The organism is Acidimicrobiales bacterium (assembly GCA_016794585.1).
In the GTDB taxonomy this organism is placed as follows: domain Bacteria; phylum Actinomycetota; class Acidimicrobiia; order Acidimicrobiales; family DATDAH01; genus JAEUJM01.
In genome coordinates, this window is record JAEUJM010000044.1 from 1 (window position 1) to 17,575 (window position 17,575).

The 17,575-nt window shown below is 72.0% G+C and carries 15 protein-coding genes; 6 read left to right on the forward strand and 9 right to left on the reverse strand.

The annotated features are described in order from the left end of the window. Window positions 1-43 precede the first annotated feature (43 nt). Complete coding sequence (locus tag JNK12_21835) at window positions 44-1,258, forward strand: acyl-CoA dehydrogenase family protein (protein ID MBL8778586.1); 1,215 nt, start codon at window positions 44-46, stop codon at window positions 1,256-1,258. Window positions 1,259-1,406: 148 nt separating this feature from the next. On the opposite strand, the gene JNK12_21840 is transcribed toward JNK12_21835, so the two are convergent. From JNK12_21840 to JNK12_21860, 5 genes are all read right to left on the reverse strand, one after another. Next, window positions 1,407-3,104: a diguanylate cyclase gene (locus JNK12_21840; protein MBL8778587.1), complete on the reverse strand. Its 1,698-nt coding sequence runs from the start codon at window positions 3,102-3,104 to the stop codon at window positions 1,407-1,409. 173 nt (window positions 3,105-3,277) lie between these two features. Then, window positions 3,278-3,871 carry a TetR/AcrR family transcriptional regulator gene (locus JNK12_21845; GenBank protein ID MBL8778588.1) on the reverse strand — a complete coding sequence of 198 codons (594 nt, stop codon included), beginning with the start codon at window positions 3,869-3,871 and terminating at the stop codon, window positions 3,278-3,280. 84 nt (window positions 3,872-3,955) lie between these two features. Continuing rightward, a complete protein-coding gene (locus JNK12_21850; GenBank protein MBL8778589.1) occupies window positions 3,956-5,065 on the reverse strand; it encodes a Zn-dependent alcohol dehydrogenase in 1,110 nt (369 codons plus the stop codon). Then, complete coding sequence (locus JNK12_21855) at window positions 5,062-5,358, reverse strand: hypothetical protein (GenBank protein MBL8778590.1); 297 nt, start codon at window positions 5,356-5,358, stop codon at window positions 5,062-5,064. Before JNK12_21855 ends, JNK12_21850 begins: the two co-directional genes overlap by 4 nt. Before the next feature lie 13 nt (window positions 5,359-5,371). Then, window positions 5,372-6,400, reverse strand: a complete 1,029-nt coding sequence (locus JNK12_21860) for a glycosyltransferase family 4 protein (protein ID MBL8778591.1) — start codon at window positions 6,398-6,400, stop codon at window positions 5,372-5,374. Between the two features lie 62 nt (window positions 6,401-6,462). On the opposite strand from JNK12_21860, the gene JNK12_21865 reads away from it, so the two are divergent. From JNK12_21865 to JNK12_21880, 4 genes are all read left to right on the forward strand, one after another. Further along, a complete protein-coding gene (locus tag JNK12_21865; protein ID MBL8778592.1) occupies window positions 6,463-7,743 on the forward strand; it encodes a hypothetical protein in 1,281 nt (426 codons plus the stop codon). 213 nt (window positions 7,744-7,956) lie between these two features. Further along, a complete protein-coding gene (locus JNK12_21870) occupies window positions 7,957-8,763 on the forward strand; it encodes an enoyl-CoA hydratase/isomerase family protein (protein MBL8778593.1) in 807 nt (268 codons plus the stop codon). Further along, on the forward strand, window positions 8,763-10,343 hold the full coding sequence (locus tag JNK12_21875) for an acyl-CoA carboxylase subunit beta (GenBank protein ID MBL8778594.1): 1,581 nt from the start codon (window positions 8,763-8,765) through the stop codon (window positions 10,341-10,343). Before JNK12_21870 ends, JNK12_21875 begins: the two co-directional genes overlap by 1 nt. A gap of 13 nt (window positions 10,344-10,356) precedes the next feature. Next, window positions 10,357-11,694 (forward strand): sulfotransferase family 2 domain-containing protein, encoded by a 1,338-nt coding sequence (locus JNK12_21880; protein MBL8778595.1) that lies wholly within the window; start codon window positions 10,357-10,359, stop codon window positions 11,692-11,694. A gap of 24 nt (window positions 11,695-11,718) precedes the next feature. Here JNK12_21880 and JNK12_21885 read toward each other — a convergent pair whose 3' ends face one another. Both JNK12_21885 and JNK12_21890 read right to left on the reverse strand, forming a co-directional pair. Continuing rightward, window positions 11,719-12,510 carry an SDR family NAD(P)-dependent oxidoreductase gene (locus JNK12_21885; GenBank protein ID MBL8778596.1) on the reverse strand — a complete coding sequence of 264 codons (792 nt, stop codon included), beginning with the start codon at window positions 12,508-12,510 and terminating at the stop codon, window positions 11,719-11,721. A 25-nt stretch (window positions 12,511-12,535) separates the two neighbouring features. Beyond that, a complete protein-coding gene (locus JNK12_21890) occupies window positions 12,536-14,860 on the reverse strand; it encodes a CocE/NonD family hydrolase (GenBank protein MBL8778597.1) in 2,325 nt (774 codons plus the stop codon). Window positions 14,861-14,963: 103 nt separating this feature from the next. Here JNK12_21890 and JNK12_21895 point away from each other — a divergent pair, with 103 nt between their 5' ends. Next, window positions 14,964-15,182: a biotin/lipoyl-binding carrier protein gene (locus tag JNK12_21895; protein MBL8778598.1), complete on the forward strand. Its 219-nt coding sequence runs from the start codon at window positions 14,964-14,966 to the stop codon at window positions 15,180-15,182. A 759-nt stretch (window positions 15,183-15,941) separates the two neighbouring features. On the opposite strand, the gene JNK12_21900 is transcribed toward JNK12_21895, so the two are convergent. Together JNK12_21900 and JNK12_21905 are read right to left on the reverse strand one after the other, a co-directional pair. Next, window positions 15,942-16,520, reverse strand: coding sequence for a septum formation family protein (locus tag JNK12_21900; protein ID MBL8778599.1), 579 nt, complete (start codon window positions 16,518-16,520; stop codon window positions 15,942-15,944). Window positions 16,521-16,522: 2 nt separating this feature from the next. Next, the gene (locus tag JNK12_21905) at window positions 16,523-17,524 is read right to left on the reverse strand and encodes a class E sortase (protein MBL8778600.1); all 1,002 of its coding nucleotides are present in this window, start codon (window positions 17,522-17,524) and stop codon (window positions 16,523-16,525) included. Window positions 17,525-17,575: the final 51 nt, after the last annotated feature.

Consider the following 17,575-nt stretch of genomic DNA (forward strand, 5'->3'; position numbering starts at 1 on the left):
ACTTGCGTTTCCGTTCTCTCACCGACCCGCAGAGGTGTGCGCCATGTCCCAGTTCTCGCTGGAGCTGAACGAGGATCACCAGCAGATCCAGCAGTGGATCCACGACTTCGCCGAGGGGGTGGTGCGCCCCGTCGCGGCCGAGTGGGACGAGCGCGAAGAGACCCCGTGGCCGGTCATCGAGGAAGCCGCCAACATCGGCCTCTACAGCCTCGACTTCTTCGCCAACGGGTTCGCCGACGAAACCGGCCTGACCATCCCGATCGCCCTCGAGGAGCTCTTCTGGGGTGACGCCGGCATCGGCCTGTCCATCGTCGGCACGGTGCTCGGCGTGGCCGGCATCATGGCCAACGGCACCCCCGAGCAGATCGGCGAGTGGGTGCCCCAGTGCTTCGGCACCCCCGACAAGTTGATGATGTCGGCGTTCTGCGTGAGCGAGCCCGACGCCGGCTCGGACGTCAGCTCCCTGCGCACCACCGCGGTCTACGACGAGGCCAAGGACGAGTGGGTCCTCAACGGCCAGAAGACCTGGATCACCAACGGCGGCATCGCCGACGTCCACGTCGTCGTCGCCTCGGTCGACCGTGAGCTCAAGGGCCGCGGCCAGGCGTCGTTCATCGTGCCCCCCGGCACCCCCGGCCTCAGCCAGGGCACCAAGTTCAAGAAGCACGGCATCCGCGCCAGCCACACCGCCGAGGTCATCCTCGACGACTGCCGGGTGCCCGGCTCGTGCCTGCTCGGCGGCAAGGAGAAGCTCGACGAGCGCCTCGCCCGGGCCCGCGAGGGCAAGAGCAGCAAGGTCCAGGCCGCCATGGCCACCTTCGAGGCCACCCGCCCGTCGGTGGGCGCCCAGGCCGTCGGCGTGGCCCGTGCCGCCTACGAGTACGCGCTCGAGTACGCCAAGGAGCGCAAGCAGTTCGGCAAGCCCATCATCGAGAACCAGTCGATCGCGTTCATGCTCGCCAACATGAAGACCGAGATCGACGCCTCCCGCCTGCTCGTCTGGCGGGCCGCCTGGATGGGTCGGGCCGGCAAGGAGTTCACCGCCGCCGAGGGCTCGATGTCGAAGCTCAAGGCCGGCCGCACCGCGGTGTGGGTCACCGAGCGGGCCATCCAGATCCTGGGCGGCTACGGCTACGTCCGGGAGTACCCCGTCGAGCGCTGGCACCGTGACGCCAAGATCTACGACATCTTCGAAGGTGCCGAGCAGATCCAGGAGCTCGTCATCGCCCGCGCCATCTCCGGCCTGCGCATCCAGTAGCCCCGCGGTTCTCCGTGCGCACGGCCCCGGCTCCGGCCGGGGCCGTTCCGCGTCCGGGCGACGGTGAGGGCGAGGGCGAGGGCGAGGGCGAGGGCGACGGTGAGGAGGGGGCGAGGAGGGGGCGAGGAGGGGGCGAGGGCGGGGGCGCTCAGGCGCCGGCGCCGGGGGTGTCGCCGCCCTCGGCGACCGCGGCCATGCGGTAGCAGGAGCGGCCCGCCCGCTTGGCCCGGTACATGGCGGTGTCGGCGGCGGCGATGAGGGCGGACGGGTCGTCCACGCCGGTGGCGACCGCGACCCCGATGGACATGGTCATGTCCACCTGCTGGCCCTCGACCACGAGGGGCTGGGTCATGGTCGACAGCAGGCGGCTGGCCAGCACGCCGGCGTCGTCGGGCCCCTCGAGGTCCTCGGCCAGCACCACGAACTCGTCGCCGCCGAACCGGCTGATGGTGTCACCGGGCCGCACGGCTCGGCCCATCTCGTCGGCGATGGTCATGAGGAGCTGATCGCCGACGGCGTGGCCGAAGGTGTCGTTGATCACCTTGAAGTGGTCCAGGTCGCAGAAGAGGATGGCCACGGTCGTGTGGTGTCGGAGCGACCGGTCGAGGGCGTGGCCCACCCGGTCGATGAAGAGCTGGCGGTTGGGCAGGCCCGTGAGCCCGTCGTGGGTGGCCCGGTAGGCGAGGGCGGCGTTGCGCTCGCGGAGGGTCTCCTCGAGGCGCCGGTGGTCGTTGATGTCGTCGACCTGGACGGAGAGCATGCGCTGGCCGGTCTGGGTGAGGCGCACCATGGTCGCGGTGAGCCGGCTCCAGATCTCCTGGCCGTCGGGACGCACGAGGCGCACGTCGACCGGTGCGGTGTCGTCCGGGGCGACGAGGAAGTCGCGCACCACCTCGACGTCGGCGGGATGCACGATGCCCCCGAGGGTGGTCGCCGCCAGCGCTGCCTCGTCGCGGCCGGTCAGGGTGCGCAGGGTCTGGTTGACCTCGTGGAAGCGGCCCTCGTCGTCGATGCGGGCGAGACCGTGGGGGGAGTGCTCGAACTGCTGGCCGAACTCCTCGAGGAGCGACTCGGCCCGGCGCACCTCGGTGACGTCACGGGCGGCCACCGCCACGCCCGCCACCTCGGGGTCCTCGAGGAAGTTCGTGAGGTGGGCGGCGAGGATGCCGGGGGTCCCGTCGGCGCGGGTCACCTCGAGGTCGCACGCCACCCGGTCGTTCGGCGATCGCAGCAGGCGGTCCCAGGCGTCGGCGAGCACGGCCTGCGACTCGATGTGCACCACCGAGCCGAGGGGCTGGCCCACGAGGCGCTCGGCCTCGATGCCCAGGATGCGGGTGCTCACCGTGCTCGAGTAGCGGATGACCTGTTGGGCGTCGGTGAGGAGGGTGAGGTCGCCGGCGGCGTCGAGCAGGGCCCGGAGGCGCTTCGGGCCCTCGCCGAGCTCGCTCTCGAGCCGATGGCGGCGGCTCAGGTCCCGGACGGCGACCAGCACACCGTGCACCTCCGGGTCGTGGAGCAGGTTGCCGGCCACGAGCTCGAGCGTGCGCCACCCGTTGCGGCCGGCAGCGCGCATCTCGATGGGCACGGTCGGGCCGGGGTGGTTCAGCGCGGTGGTGATGGCCTCGTCGACGAGGCGGCGGTCGTCCGGGTGGATCAGGTCGAAGAACGAGGCGGCGTGCGCCTCGGGGCCCACTTCGGCCACGGTTCGGCGCGGTGCTCCGGTGATGCCGGAGTCCGACGAGTACCGCACGCCCCCGCGTGCGTCGATGACGATCACGAGGTCGCTCAGGTGATCGACGAGGGCACGGAAGAACTCCGTGTTCAGCCCGTCGTGCTCCTCGGTCACGATTCCCTCCTTCCGCCGGTGAGGGTTGTCTCCGCTTGATCAGTCAAGTCGCCCGATCGCCAGGACCCGCTCCGCCGTCGAAACCACTCTAGGTGAAAAATCTGACCTCGGAAAGTGGGAATCTCTCAAGATCGTCGTTGCGGACGCCGATGCGTCCCGCCGGTCGGTGGGCACTACCCCTGGCGGACGCCCCGCAGGCCCGCCCAGACCAACTCCGCCACCTGGTCGGCGAGGCGGTCGGGGTCGAGCCCCTCGGGGTTGTCGAGCCAGTAGCGGCTGGTCCCCTCGGCCACGCCCACCACGCCGTGGGCGAGGAGGGTGCGGTCGACGGGGTCGAGCCCCTCGACCTCGATCAGGTCGGCCACGAAGCGCGCGATCGACGCCTCCACGTGCTGGGCCACCACGAGGAACTCCTCGTCGGCCCGGGAGCCGCCGGTGAACAGCAGCTGGAACGCCTCTCGCTGGTGGGCCACGAAGGCGAAGTAGGCGCGCAGCCCGTCCTCGACCTTCTGGCGCGGCCCCGAGGCGCCGGCGGTGGCCTCGGCGATGGCCCGCTCCAGCCGGCCGCCCACGTCGCGGAGCAGTTCGAGGTAGAGCTCGCGCTTGGACTCGAAGTGCTGGTAGAGGACCGGCTTGGTGACGCCGGCGGCCTCGGCCACGTCGTTCATCGATGCGGCGTGGTATCCCTCCCGGGCGAACACGCCGAGGGCCACGTCGAGCAACTGGCGACGCCGTTCTGCGGCGGGAAGTCGCGTGGTCGAGGACATCGCGCCTCAACCTAGTGGCGCGTTGTTACCCGGCGGTAACCGGCCCCGGGGGCCCTGCCAGGCCCCCGGACGCCAAGGAGGCGATCAGTCGTCGTAGACGATGACGGAGCGGGCGACCTCGCCCGAGCCCATGGCGGCGAAGGCGTCGTTCACCCCGTGCAGGTCGATCTCGCGACTGATGAGCTCGTCGAGCTTGAGCTGCCCGCTCTGGTACAGGTCGAGCAGCTTGGGCACGTCGGTGCGCACGTTGGCCGAGCCGTACCAGCAGCCCTTCACGGTCTTGGCGCCGTAGAGCCAGGTGAAGGCGGCGTGCAGGTTGAGGAACACGTCCATCCGGGGCACGCCCACGAAGACGGCCTGGCCGCCCATGCGCACCATGTTGACGGCCTGCTCCATGGTCGCCCCGAGGCCGATGACCTCGAAGGCGACGTCGGCGCCGCGGCCGTTGCTGGCCATGACCTCGCCGACCGGGTCGCCCTCGTCGGCCTTGACCACCTTGGTGGCGCCGAACTCCTTGGCCATCTCGAGCTTCGACTCGAACATGTCGATGGCGATGATCTCGCCGGCGCCGGCGATCTTGGCGCCCTGGATCACGTTGAGGCCCACGCCGCCGGCCCCGATCACCGCCACGGTGTCCCCCTCGCGGATCGAGGCCGTGTTGAGGGCGGCGCCGACACCGGTCAGCACTCCGCAGCCGATGAGGGCGGCGACCTTGAGGGGGACGTCGTTCGGGATCTTGACGCAGCTGATGGCGGGGACGATCGCGTGCTCGCCGAAGGTGCCGAGCATGGCCATCTGGAACATCGGGCCACCCTGCGACGTCAGCCGGGTGGTGCCGTCGAGCATTCCACCCGTGGCCGACGCGCCGTTGTTCTCGCAGAGGAAGGCCTCGCCGCGCTGGCAGAAGTAGCAGGTGCCGCACTGGGGCACGAAGGAGAGCACGACGTGGTCGCCGGGCGACAGGCCCTCGACGCCCTCGCCCACGGCCTCGACGGTGCCGGCGCCCTCGTGGCCGAGCACGATCGGGGTGGGCAGGGGGATGGTGCCGTTCTGCACCGAGAGGTCGGAGTGGCAGACCCCCGACGCCCCCATCTTGATGCGGACCTCGCCGGCCTTGGGCTCGGCGAGCTCGACGTCGTCCCGGACCTCGAGCGGCGTGTCGACGCCGGTGAGGACTGCTGCGGAGTGGCTCATGTCTCGTTCCCCTTGTTGGTGGGTCGTCCCTGCTCGGCATCTTCCCGCTCGGCGGCCTTCACCCCGTAACCGAAGACGATGGCGGGGGCGAGGATCACCGAGCCCACCACCATCGAGACCACGATCACGCTCACCAGCGGATCGGTGAAGTCGACGAGGAGCCCGACGAAGAAGCCGACGATGGCGACGCCGAACAGTCCGTAGCCGACGCGCTGACCCAGGTCGACGAGGCGCTTGATCTGCGCACGGCGGGCGAGCACCTCGTCGTGGGTCTCGAGGTTCCTCGGGCTCACGACGCCCAGCTTCTCACGGTCGCCACCCCGCCTCCTCCAACAGCACGCCCACGTGCTCGGTCTGGCGCTCCCAGGAGAACTCGCGGCGGGCCAGGGCCTCGTTGTGGTCCAGCACCGCCGGATCGGGGTCGGCCAACCAGCGCCGCAGCGGCTCGGGGTCGTCGGTGGGGAACCACTTGAACCCCAGCCAGCGCAGCTCCTGGGCCACCGGGTATCGGGCCACCGCGGCGGGCCGGCGGTAGATGGCGGCCTCGATGGGCGGGTTGCCGAACCCCTCCCAGTGCGACGGGAACACCACCGCGTCGGCCGGCGCGTAGATGTTGGGGCCGTGGGCCATCGGGCGGTGGATCACCCGGCAGCGGGCGCCGGCGAGGATGCGGTCGAGCTCGGGGCCGAAGCCCTCCTCGGGGCCCCCGAGCAGCCAGTAGGTGGCGTCGAGCTGCTCGGCCAAGGCGATGGCCGCGGGGATGTCCTTGCGGGCGATGGCCCGGACGGGGTGGACGAGCAGGCGCTCCTCGGGGTCGACCCCGAGCTCGTGGCGGGTGCCCCACCGGTCGCCCGCCGGGCCGTCGACCTCGAAGCCGTTGTAGATGGTGAACGACGGGATGCCCCGCTCGGCCAGCTGGCGCCGGGTGAGCTGGTTGATGCAGACATGGCGCCAGGCCGGGTCGTCGGGCGGCAGCTCGGTGACGTGCGCGAAGTGGGCCCGCTGCCACGGCGGGTCGTGGTGGTGGAGGATCGCCGGCCGGCCCCGGAGCACGAGCGCCACCACCCGGGCCGCGGGCAGGTTCAGGGGGATGGTGAGCAGGTTCTCGACCAGCACCAGGTCGGCGTCGAGCAGGGCCTCGTCCACCTCGTCGATCTCCGGTGGCTCGTCGGCACCCCAGGCCAGCCCCGGGACGAGGCGGTCCACCGGGCCGTCGCCGGCCACCGTCACCACGTCGAAGCCGAGCGCCTCCAGGGAGCGGCCCCAGCTCTCGGCGATGACCGAGACGCCGTCGGCCTGGCCGAGGCGGAACGAGACGATGGCGCAGGTGGGCACAGGGTGGGGATCCGGGGGTCGGAGTCGCTCGTTCGGGGAGGGCGGGTGCTAGCCAAGGGGCCATGGACGACGCCGCCGCCCCGCCCGAGCGGCCCCGTGGAGCGGGAGGAGCGAGCGAGGCCACCGTAGCGAGCGACCTGCGGGATCGGGTGCGGGCGGTGATGGAGGCGCATTGGCGCGAGGTGGACGGCGCCGGCTTCACCGTGCCCAACGCCACGGTGTATCCCTGGCAGTGGTTGTGGGACTCGTGCTTCCACTCGATCATCTGGGCCGAGCTGGGCGACGGCGACCGGGCGGTCCGCGAGCTCCAGTCGTTGTTCGCCCACCAGGACGACGACGGCTTCGTCCCCCACGTCACCCACCACGGCCGCCCCGACTTCCACGCCGACTTCTGGGGCCGTCGGGGCACCTCGTCCATCACCCAGCCGCCCATGTACGGCCACGCTCTCGCTGAGCTCGAGCGCCGGGGCATCGCCGTGCCCGCGGAGCTGGTGGACCGGGCCCGCGCGGGCCTCGAGTTCCTGCTGCGGGTGCGCCGGCGCGACGACGAGTCCGGGCTCATCACCGTCGTGCACCCGTGGGAGACCGGCGCCGACAACAGCCCCCGCTGGGACGACTTCTGCCCCGGCGGCTTCGACGTCACCCGCTGGAAGCAGGTGAAGGGCGACCTGCTCGCCACGGTCGAGCGCACGGCCGGCGGAGCGCCGGTGGCCAACCCCGCCTTCCCGGTGGCGCCGGTCAGCTTCAACGCGCTGGTGGCGTTCAACACGTGGGAGCTCGGTCATCTGGCGTCCGAGGACGACGAGCCGCTCTGGGGGATGGGGCGCATCCTCCTGGAGCTGTCGGTACGGGTCGACGACCGCTGGGACGAGGGCCTGGCGACCTGGGTCGACGGCGGGCCCTCCGCTGGGGGGTCCGGCCGCGCCCGAACCTCGGACGCGATCCTCGCGACCCTCACCCGCGGTCCCGAGGACCGCGAGGCGCGTGCGTTCGCCGAGCTGTTCGAGCCGTCGGCCTTCGGCGCCGCCTACGGGCCGACCCAGGTGCACCGGGCCGAGCCGTCGTTCGACCCGCGTGGCTACTGGCGGGGGGCCACCTGGCCCCAGGTGAACTACCTGCACTGGGTGTCGGCGCTCGCGCCAGGTCGGGAGCACGGTCGCCGCCTCCACGCCGAGGCCGACCGCATTGCCGTCTCGACCGTCGCCGGCGCCACCGCGTCCGGCCTCGCCGAGTACTGGGACCCGGACACCGGCGCCGGCCTCGGCGCCGTCCCCCAGTCCTGGACCGGCTTGGCGCTGGTCCTGGCCGCTGAACCACAGCAGACAAGAGAGGCGCCTGGCTGACTCGTGCTCGCTGCGGTCGTGCTGCCTCGGCCGATCAGTGGCCTCTGACCCAGGGCCTACGGTCCTGCCTCGCATGGACGGGCTGCGTGTGCGCCGACGGTCCGCTGGTCTGGATGAAGGGTGGGACCGGCCGTTGGCGCCGATGCTCGGCACTGCCGTCGTGTGCCGTCGTCAGGACCTGCAGTGGATGCGGGTGGCGTAACGTCGGCGGGCGTGGCTGACCCGACGACCGATGACGCACCGGCGCCCGAGCTGCTGGCCGAGGTGGCCGACGGCGTGGGGCGCCTCACCATCAACCGGCCCGAGCGGCGCAACGCCATCTCGTGGGCGGTCATGGAGGGCCTGCGCCGGCACCTGGCCGACTGGAAGGACGACCCCGACGTGCGCGTCGTCGTCCTCACCGGCGCCGGCGACCGGGCCTTCTGCGCCGGCGCCGACCTGACCGGCATGACCGGTGACGGGGGCTACGTGGCCCTGCACGAGTCCCGGGGCGAGCTCGCCCGCCTGTTCCACGACCTGTGGGATCTCGGGAAGCCCACCATCGCCCGGGTCCGGGGGTACTGCCTGGCCGGCGGGTTCGGGCTGGCCCTGTCGTGCGACCTGGTGATCGCCGCCGACGACGCCCAGTTCGGCACGCCCGAGATCGACGTCGGCCTCTGGCCGTACATGATCACGGTGCCCCTGATCCGCTCGATGCCGCCGAAGAAGGTGCTCGAGCTGATGATGACGGGCCGGCGCGTCCGGGCGGCCGAGGCCGACAAGCTGGGCTTCGTCACCAGCGTCGTCCCCGTCGACGACCTCGACCCCGCGGTCGACGAGCTCGCCGCCACCCTCGCGGCCAAGTCGCCCGCCACCATGAAGCTGGGCCGGGATTCCTTCTACGCCGTGTGGGACCAGTCGGCCGAGGACGCCCTGCGCCTCCTGCATCCGATGCTGACCATCACCTCGTCCACCGAGGACGCCGCGGAGGGCATCGCCGCCTTCGTCGAGAAGCGCGAGCCCCAGTGGAAGGGCCGCTGATGGCCGACGATACCCCGAACCTGCACGACTGGGCGCCGCTCACCCAGGACCTCGCCGAGCGCCGCGAGCGGGCCCTCGCCATGGGCGGCCCCGAGCGGGTCGAGCGCCAGCGCTCCCTCGGCAAGCTGCCGGTGCGCGAGCGCCTCGAGCGCTTCGTGGACCCCGGCACCTTCGTCGAGTACGGCCAGCTCGCCGACTCCATGGACCCCGGCCTCGCCGACAAGGGGTACCTGGCCGCGGACGGCTGCGTCACCGGCATCGGCGAGGTGGACGGCCGGCGGGTGGCCATCTGCGCCTACGACTTCACGGTCATGGCGGGCTCGATGGGCGCGGTCAACGAGCAGAAGACGTCGCGCATGCGCGAGCTGGCCCTGCGCCAGCGCATCCCCATCGTCTGGCTGCTCGACTCGGCCGGCGCCCGCATCATGTCGAGCTCGGGCTCCACCTTCGCCGGCGTGGGTCACCTGTTCCGCGAGCAGGTCACCCTCTCCGGCGTCGTGCCCCAGGTGGGCGGCATGCTCGGGCACTGCGCCGCCGGCACCGCCTACATCCCTGCCCTGGCCGACTTCATCCCCATGGTGAAGGGCGTCTCCTCGATGGCCCTCGCCGGCCGCCACCTGGTGAAGGCGGCCACGGGCGAGGACGTCACCGAGGAGGACATGGGCGGCTCCACCGTGCACACCAAGGTGAGCGGCGTGGCCGACCTCGAGGTCGAGTCCGACGATGACTGCCTTGATGCCATCCGCACCTACCTGTCGTTCTTCCCGAGCCACAACCAGGAGGCGCCGCCCGTCCGCGAGTGCACCGACCCGGTCGACCGCAGGGTCGAGGAGCTGTACGACATCGTCCCCACCGCGCCCCGTCGCGCCTACGACATGCACAAGGTCATCCGTGCCGTCGTCGACGACGGCGAGTTCTTCTCGATGAAGGGGGCCTGGGCCAAGAACATCATCACCGGCCTGGCCCGCGTCGGCGGCCAGCCCGTGGGCATCGTGGCCAGCCAGCCCATGGTGCTCGGCGGTGCCCTCGACGTGAACGCCGCCGACAAGGCCGCCCGCTTCGTGTGGCTCTGCGACGCCTTCGGCATCCCGCTGGTGTTCCTCCACGACGTCCCCGGCTTCGTGGTGGGCAGCGCGGTCGAGAAGCAGGGGATCATCCGCCACGGGGCCAAGATGCTGTTCGCCATCAGCGAGGCCACCGTGCCCAAGGTCAGCATCGTGCTGCGCAAGAGCTACGGCGCCGGCTACTTCGTGATGAACGGCACCGCCTACGAGGCCGACTACGTCGCCATCTGGCCCACGGCGGAGATCGCCGTGATGGGCCCCGACGGGATGGTGAACATCATCATGCGCAAGCAGCTCGAGGCCATCCCCGAGGGCAAGGAGCGCGACGAGGCCCGCATCGCCATGGCCGACGAGCTCCGCAAGAACATCGACCCGTACATCGCCGCGGGCCACGCCGCGGTGGACGACGTCATCGACCCCGCCGAGACCCGCCACACCATCTGGCGCGGCCTCCAGGTGAGTCGCACCAAGCAGGTCCAGCGGCCGTGGCGCAAGCACGGCGTGCTGCCGGTCTGACCCCGCCCTGTCGATGACCGTCCTCTTCCTGCACATCCCCAAGGCCGCGGGCACGTCCTACGGGGCGGCGCTGGCGACCGCGCTCGGCGGTCCCGCGTACTTCCCCGACATCCCTGGCGGGATCACGTCCGAGGAGTTCCAGCAGGTCGACGTCGACTCGCTGCGGGAGTTCTCGTTCGTGGGCGCCCACGTGGACTACGGGCTGTGCCGGCGAGCACCGTTCCTGCGCCCGGTCACCGTCCTACGCGACCCCGTCGACCGCATCGTCTCCTGGTACCACTACGTGCTGAACGACGACGGGCCGTCGCTCGCGGAGTGGCGGGACTTCATCCACGCCCGGCGTCTGTCGGTCGAGGAGTTCCTGCTGCACCCGCAGCTGCGGTGGCTCCAGGGGCAGGCGCAGACCATGCAGATCGCCGGCCACCTGTGGAGCGGCGACCCCCTCCCCTTCGTCGACGACTTCGTGCCGATCGCGGCGGAGAACCTGTCCGGCTTCACCCACGTGGGCCTCTTCGAGCGCCTCGGCGACTCGATGCGCCTGGCGCAGGCCGAGCTCGGGTTGGCGGACGTCCCCACACTGCCCGACCGCAACGTCTCGCCCGAGCGGCCGACGCCCCTCGACCCCGAGGTGCGGGCCGAGGTGGCCGGCCTCATCGGCATGGACGCGGCGTTCTACCCGCTGGCGGTCGCGGAGTTCGAGCGCCGCCTCGCCGCGCACGGCCTCGCCGACGACCGCGTCGACCTGCCCCCGCCGGTGCGACCGGCGGCGATCGTGGCGCCGCCGGCGCCGGCCGCCCCCGCCGCGGGCCCGACCGACACGGCCGCCGGGGTGGGGGACTGGGTGGAGCTGGCCTGGGCCCCCGAGCCCGGCACATCGCTCAGCGGGCCACTCATCTGGCCACTGCCCCTGACCGCTCCGGAAGAAGCGACGACGGCGTCCGTGGGTGGGTCGCTCGTCACCGGTGACCCGGCACCGGTCGACATCGGCGCCAACTGGGTGCGGGTCGCGGCCGGGCTCTACCACGTCCAGGCCACCGTCCCCTGCCGTCGCTTCGACCACGACGACGACGGCGAGGAGTGGCAGCTGCTGTTCGACTTCGCCTGGTACGCCGATCCGCCCATCCCGTTCGCCGAGGGCCTGCCCGGCATGCCCGACCTGGTGCTCTGGCTGGCCCAGGCCGTGCCCGCCGGCCTGCCGAAGCTGCCGCTGCGGGGTGCGCCGGTCACCGCCGGCGGCCTGCTGCGCGTGCCGCGGGACGGTGGGCACGTGTGCTTCCTCCTGGGCTCCAACCGCCCGGTGGTCATGTCCCCGGGTGACGAGGTGCTGCTCCGCTACGCCAAGGTGGGGTGACGTCGTGGGCGGGCGTCGCCCGGCTCAGGCCTGGTGCTTGACGCCCGACAGCAGCACGTCGCTGATGCGACGGGGGGCCTCGGCCAGCAGCGGGAACGCGGCCGCCCGCTTCGGCAGGCGGATGTGGGACCGACCCTTGCGCACGGCGTCCACGATCGCGTCGGCCACCTGCTCGCGTGGGATGTCGACGAGCAGGCGCAGCTGGTAGCCCCGGTCGAACGAGTCGCGGGTGGGCGCGTAGTCGCGCACGTGGTCGAGCATCTCGGTGGGGATGGGCCCCAGCTGCACGACCGTCGTGCCCACGGGCAGGCCCTTCAGGTCGAGGGCCAGGATCTCGGTGAACTGGGTGAGCCCCGCCTTGGTGGAGGCGTAGGTGGCCATGCCCGGGTAGGCGGCGACGCCGGCGAGCGACGACACGTTGACGAGATGCCCCCGGCCCCGATCCAACATGCCCGGGAGCACCTGACGGCACAACTGGACCGGCGTGACGAGGTTGAGGCGGTAGATGCGCTCGATGTCGTCGGGATCGGCGTCCGCGAAGGCGCCCACGGCGTCGATGCCCGCGTTGTTGACGAGGACGTCCACCCCGGCGCCGGTCGACTCGACCTCGTCGACGAGCCCCGCCACCACCGAGGGGTCGAACAGGTCCGCCGGGTGGGCGGTGCCGCCGAGCTCGTCGGCGAGCGCGGCGAGGCGCTCGGCGTCGCGCGCCACCAGCGCCACCGACGCACCGGCCGCCGCGAAGGCGCGGGCCGTGGCCTCCCCGATCCCGCGGGAGGCCCCGGTCACCAGCACTCGACTGCCCTGGAGGTCCATGCCCCCAGGATGCACCGCCGAGGGGTCAGCCCGCGGGGGTGTTCTCGATCTCGACGTACTCCCGGCACGGCTGGCCCCGGTAGGACTCGCAGTCCGGCACCTCGTCGGGAACGTCGTGGTCGCCGCCCAGGATCGGCAGCACCACCGACGACGGGAAGTCCGCCGACTGGGCCACGGTGTTGGTGATGTCCTGACCGCTGAGCGAGTCGAACTCCCACTCGGGCCGGTCACCGCCGGGGGAGTCGACCGTGATGCGCAACTGGGAGCCCGGGTGGAACGCGTGGGCGAAGGGGAAGATCTCCACCCGCACGAGGGTGAACTCGCCCTCGGGCAGGCGCTCGTCGTCGGTCTCGAGGTGGGTCGACTGCGGGCGCAGCTCGGTCGACACCTCCTCGTCCAGCTTGCGGTGGCTGGCCCGCAGCCAGCCGTTCTGGAGATAGAGCTCGTCGCCGTTCGGGCGCACCTCGCTCAGCGTGACCTCGAGGTCGGTGTCCAGGGCGGTCGACTGCACATACAGGTCGGCGCTGGCGGGACCGGCCATGACCGTCGCCTCGTCGAACGGCTCGCTGAGGTAGCTCACCGCGTCGCCCTCGAGCAGCGGCTGCCAGTCGAACTCCTGCTCGGCGCTGAAGCTGAAGCCGTCCGCCGTCCGGTCGTCGCCGTACTCGGGGTGGTACTCGAACGACGCCGCGCTGTCCGCCTCGCCGTCCTCGACCGTCGGCTCGTCCTCGGCCAGGGTGCCGTCGGGCTGGAAGAACAGCCGGGTGGGCTCCACCTCGGACGGCGGCCAGGCCGTGTAGGTCTCCTCGAAGGTCGAGCCCGGGACGCGGGGCTGGTCCGTGCCGGCGCCGTTCTCGTAGAGGATGCGGATGTCGTCCTCGGCCTGGTACGCGGCGAGGGCCTCGTCGTAGGAGTCGTACTCGGTGAAGCGGTCCTCGGGGAACGGATAGTCGCCCTCGCCGAACTGGCCCGCGAACACCGCCGGCGCGCCGGCCCGGATGATGGGCGGGATCTCGGGGATCTCCTGGGCGACGTAGAAGTCGAGGAACTCGAACCACCGTTGGGTGTTCTCGGGGATGAGCGCGTCACCGTGGGTGCCGTTCTGCATCGAGACCACCAGGTCGGGGGTGTTCGTCAGGTGCTCGATCAGCGCGGGGAAGTGGCCGCCCGTCTGCTCGTCCTGCCACGAGCCCGTGAGGAACACGGGCACCTCGATGCGGTCGGCGAAGGTCACCGGGGTGAGCGGGGGGCTCAGGACCGGGTCGTAGTGCGGGTAGGCGCGGGCCAGCCGCTCGATGTCGGGGTTCTGGCTGCGCAGGCCCTGGTTGGCGGCGCACTCCTCGGCGTTCGGGCCGCCCTCGTCCACCACGAACTGCTCCCAGCCCTGGCCGTAGGGCTGGGCCCCGTCCTGGACGTTGAGGATCCAGTTCCGGGCGAAGCCGTCGTTGTACATGCCGCCCGGGTAGAGCACCGCCGGCCAGATGCTGTCGAGCACGGACATCGGGGCGATGGCCGCCAGGTGGGGCGGCTGGGTGGCCGCCACGTAGAGCTGGCTGTTGCCGGCGTAGCTGATGCCGATGAGGCCGGGCTTGCCGTGCTTGACCCAGTCCTGTGCGGCGACCGCCTCGACCACGTCGTAGCCGTCGCTGACCTGGGCGGCCTCGAAGAAGCTGAACGTGCCGCCCGAGCACCCGGAGCCCCGGACGTTCACCGACACGGTGGCGTAGCCGTAGATGTCCGCGAAGGGGGCGATGCTGCTGCCGGACCCGTTGGGGTTGGCGGTGTCGTAGCCCGAGTAGTTGATGACCGTCGGGTAGGGCCCGTCCTCGGGCGGGCCGGGCATCTTCACCAGCGCCGCGAGCGTGGTGCCGTCGCGGGTCTCGATGAAGTTCAGCCCCGGCTCGAGCACCTGGTCCTCGTAGAGCGAGGGATCGGGCTCGTCGTACACGTCGCCCACCGTGATGGGCTCGCTGGTGGCGACCGCCTCGCCGTCGGCGACCTCGACCACGTGGTACCCCTCGCCGGGAGGGACCCGCGCGAACACGAGGTTGCCCTCGTCGTCCACCGTGCCGGCGTCGGCCTGGAGCCCGTCGATGGTGAGCACCACCGGCTGGGGCACGCCCTCGGCGTCCACCACCTGGAGGTCGGTGCCCGGCTCGGCCTCGGTCACCGTGATGGCGCCCGTGTTGCCCACCACCTCGAACTCGGCCGGCGCCGCACCCTCGAGCTCGATGGGCTCGGCGGCGGCACCGTCGCCGTCACCGCCGTCGCTGCTGCAGGCGGGGAGCGCGATCGCGACGAGGGCCACGACGGCGAGCGAGAGGGCGCGTGCGGGTCGGCTCGAGGCCATGTCGGATGGTTCCCCCGTGAGGCAGGTGACCAGCTGGTAGACAGCGGGTGACGGACGGTCCGAGCACACTAATGGGACCGCACCCAGGAACGGGAGTCGCTCCATGACCGAAGTCGAGGCCGAGATCACCGCCAACGTCTGGCAGGTGCGGACGGAGGTCGGAGCGGTCGTCGCCGAGGGCGACGAGCTCGTCATCCTGGAGTCCATGAAGATGGAGATCCCGGTGCTGGCGCCGTGTGCCGGGACGGTCACCGAGATCCGGGTGGCGCCCGACGACCAGATCCACGAGGGCGACGTCGTGCTGGTGATCGATTCGGCTTAGCGCCCGTCGCCCTGCGGCTGCGGGGTCCTGTCCCCGCTCCGTTTCCACTGGCCCGGGGCGCTTTGCCGTCGGCCCTCCGTGGCGGGCTCGGTCCTTGGGTCTCGGGCGGCGCGGGTCGAGCGGGGCCGACGGGCGCCCCGGTCCAGCGGACCCTCGGAGCGGCGCCACCCCTCCGCCTCCGGGCGACCCCTGGCGGCCGGCCTCGGTCACCAGCTCCTTGGGGTCGGGGCGACCGCTCGGTGGGTCCCGTCGGTTGGTGCCGTTCCCGCGGGAGGCGCCGGCCGCCGGCCATCGCCTTCCTGGCGGGTGGTGCCGATCTCGGTCCTCGGGCTCCTTGGGGGCCGAGGCGACCGGCGCGCGGCTCGAGCGGTTGGCGCCCTTCGTGCGACGTCCTTGGTCCGGGCGGCGCAACATCTCTGCTTTCGTGACGGCGGGTGCGATCTCGGTCCTCGGACTCCTTTGGGGCGGGGGCGACTGCTCGGTGGTGCTCGTCGGTTGGTGCCGCTTCCGCTTCTCCGCTGGCCGTGGCGTCACGCTGGGTGGTCACTTCGAGGGTCGCCTCCGAACCTGAGGCAATAGCGCGCGGTATGCGCGCGCTATTGCCTCGACTTCGAGGGGCGCGGGCCTCGTGGGCACGGAGGGTGGGATCGGCGCCTCGGCCGGACCCCGTCGTCGCCGCCTTTCGCTCGTGCGAGCCCCCTCGGAGTCCGGCGTCGGACTCGGGATCGCGCCGGGAGGTCCCGGCGCCGCCGCCGGGGGTCAGGCGCCGGCGGCGCTTCCGGCCACGGTGGCGGTGAGTTGGGCGGCGGGGTCGAAGGCGACGCAGACGGCTTCGCGGTCGCCGCCGGACCAGGAGGCCTCGGTGGGCCAGAGGGAGACCATGGAAAGGGGGGAGGTGCCGTAGGCGACGCCGACGTAGGCCTCGAAGGCGATGGCGCACTGCTCGTCGGCGTAGGCGGCCACCTGGTCGGCGCCCGGGAAGGCCACCTCAGGGCCCTCGGTGTAGGTGATGACCCCGACGACCTCGCCGTCGTGGGCGGCGGCGCAGTCGACCACCTGCGCCTCGGTGGCCTCGCCGGTCGAGTCGGCGGAGAACGCCGACCCGTCGACGCAGTCGCCCGCCACCAGGTCGGTGATGGGCGTGGCTGCGGCCGAGGTGGTGGCCGGACCGCCCCCTGCGACCGTGGTGGTGGTCGCCGCGGGGGCCGCGGTGGTCGTGGTGGGGGCGCCGAGCTGTTCCAGCCAGGTGGGCGGGTCGGTGTCGGCGCACGCGCCAGCCGCCAACGCAGTCCCGAGGGCCAGGCCGGCGACGAGCACGGACAGGGTGGGACGTCGCATCGTCAGAAGCCCGCCGGCAGGAGCTTGTAGAAGTTCTCGAAGAACACGTAGAGCGTCACCGCGAAGAACGGGAAGGCGATCAGGTAGGCGGGCCACTTCCGCCAGGCCCGGCCCACGAAGTAGGCGGTGAGCCAGATGGCCGCGGCGGCCAGGCCCCACAGGACGGCGGGCGCCTTGGAGACGGGCTCGGTCTGCTCGGCGTCGTCGAGGGACACCTCTTCGGTGCGGGTGGGTCGCTGGCCGGGCGGGATGGGCACGGGCGCCTCCTCGAGGCGGGCCCGGATGATGATGCGCTCGCGGGCGCTGTACTTCGGGTGGCAGGCGGTGAGGGTGAGCATGTTGTCGAGCTCGCCGTCCTCGTCGAAGTCCTTGGCCTGGAGCACGTCGGTGCGGTCGGGGGTGACGATCTCGGTGCTGCGGTAGCTGTAGGTGAACTCGGCGCCGGTGACGTAGGTGACGATGATCTCGTCGCCCGACTTCATCTCGTCGACTCGGTTGAAGGGGGCGCCGTAGGTGGTGCGGTGGCCGGCGATGGCGGCGTTGCCGGGCTGGCCGGGCATCGGCGTGCCCTCGTAGTGGCCCGGGCCGTCTTTCAGGATGCTGAGATCGACGCCCTCGTAGAAGTACCAGTCGGCCCCGATCGACGGGATCTGGATGCGGCCCACGAGTCCGCCGGTGGCCGGAGGCGGGGGGATGACCTGATCGCCCTCGGTGGCACCGGACCCACCGGCCACGGTGGTCGCAGTGGTGGGCGCCGACGTCGTGGTGGTGGCCCCGCCGGCCGCGGTCGTGGTGGTGGCGCCCGGCTCCTCGTCGCCGCCGGCGAGGGTGCCGGTCTGCTCGAACTCCGCGGCCTGCGCCTCGAACTCGCTCTCGGCGCTGCTCTGGGCCTGGCGGGTCTGGATGCCCGTGCCCCAGAGCTGGAAGGCCACGAAGGCCAGGATGAGCACGCCGGCGGTGATGAGCACCCGGCCGATGCGGGAGAGGGCCTTGGCCAGCCTCACGGGGACACCACCCTGCGCGCTCGGCCCATAGGGAGGCGAGGCTACCCGGGG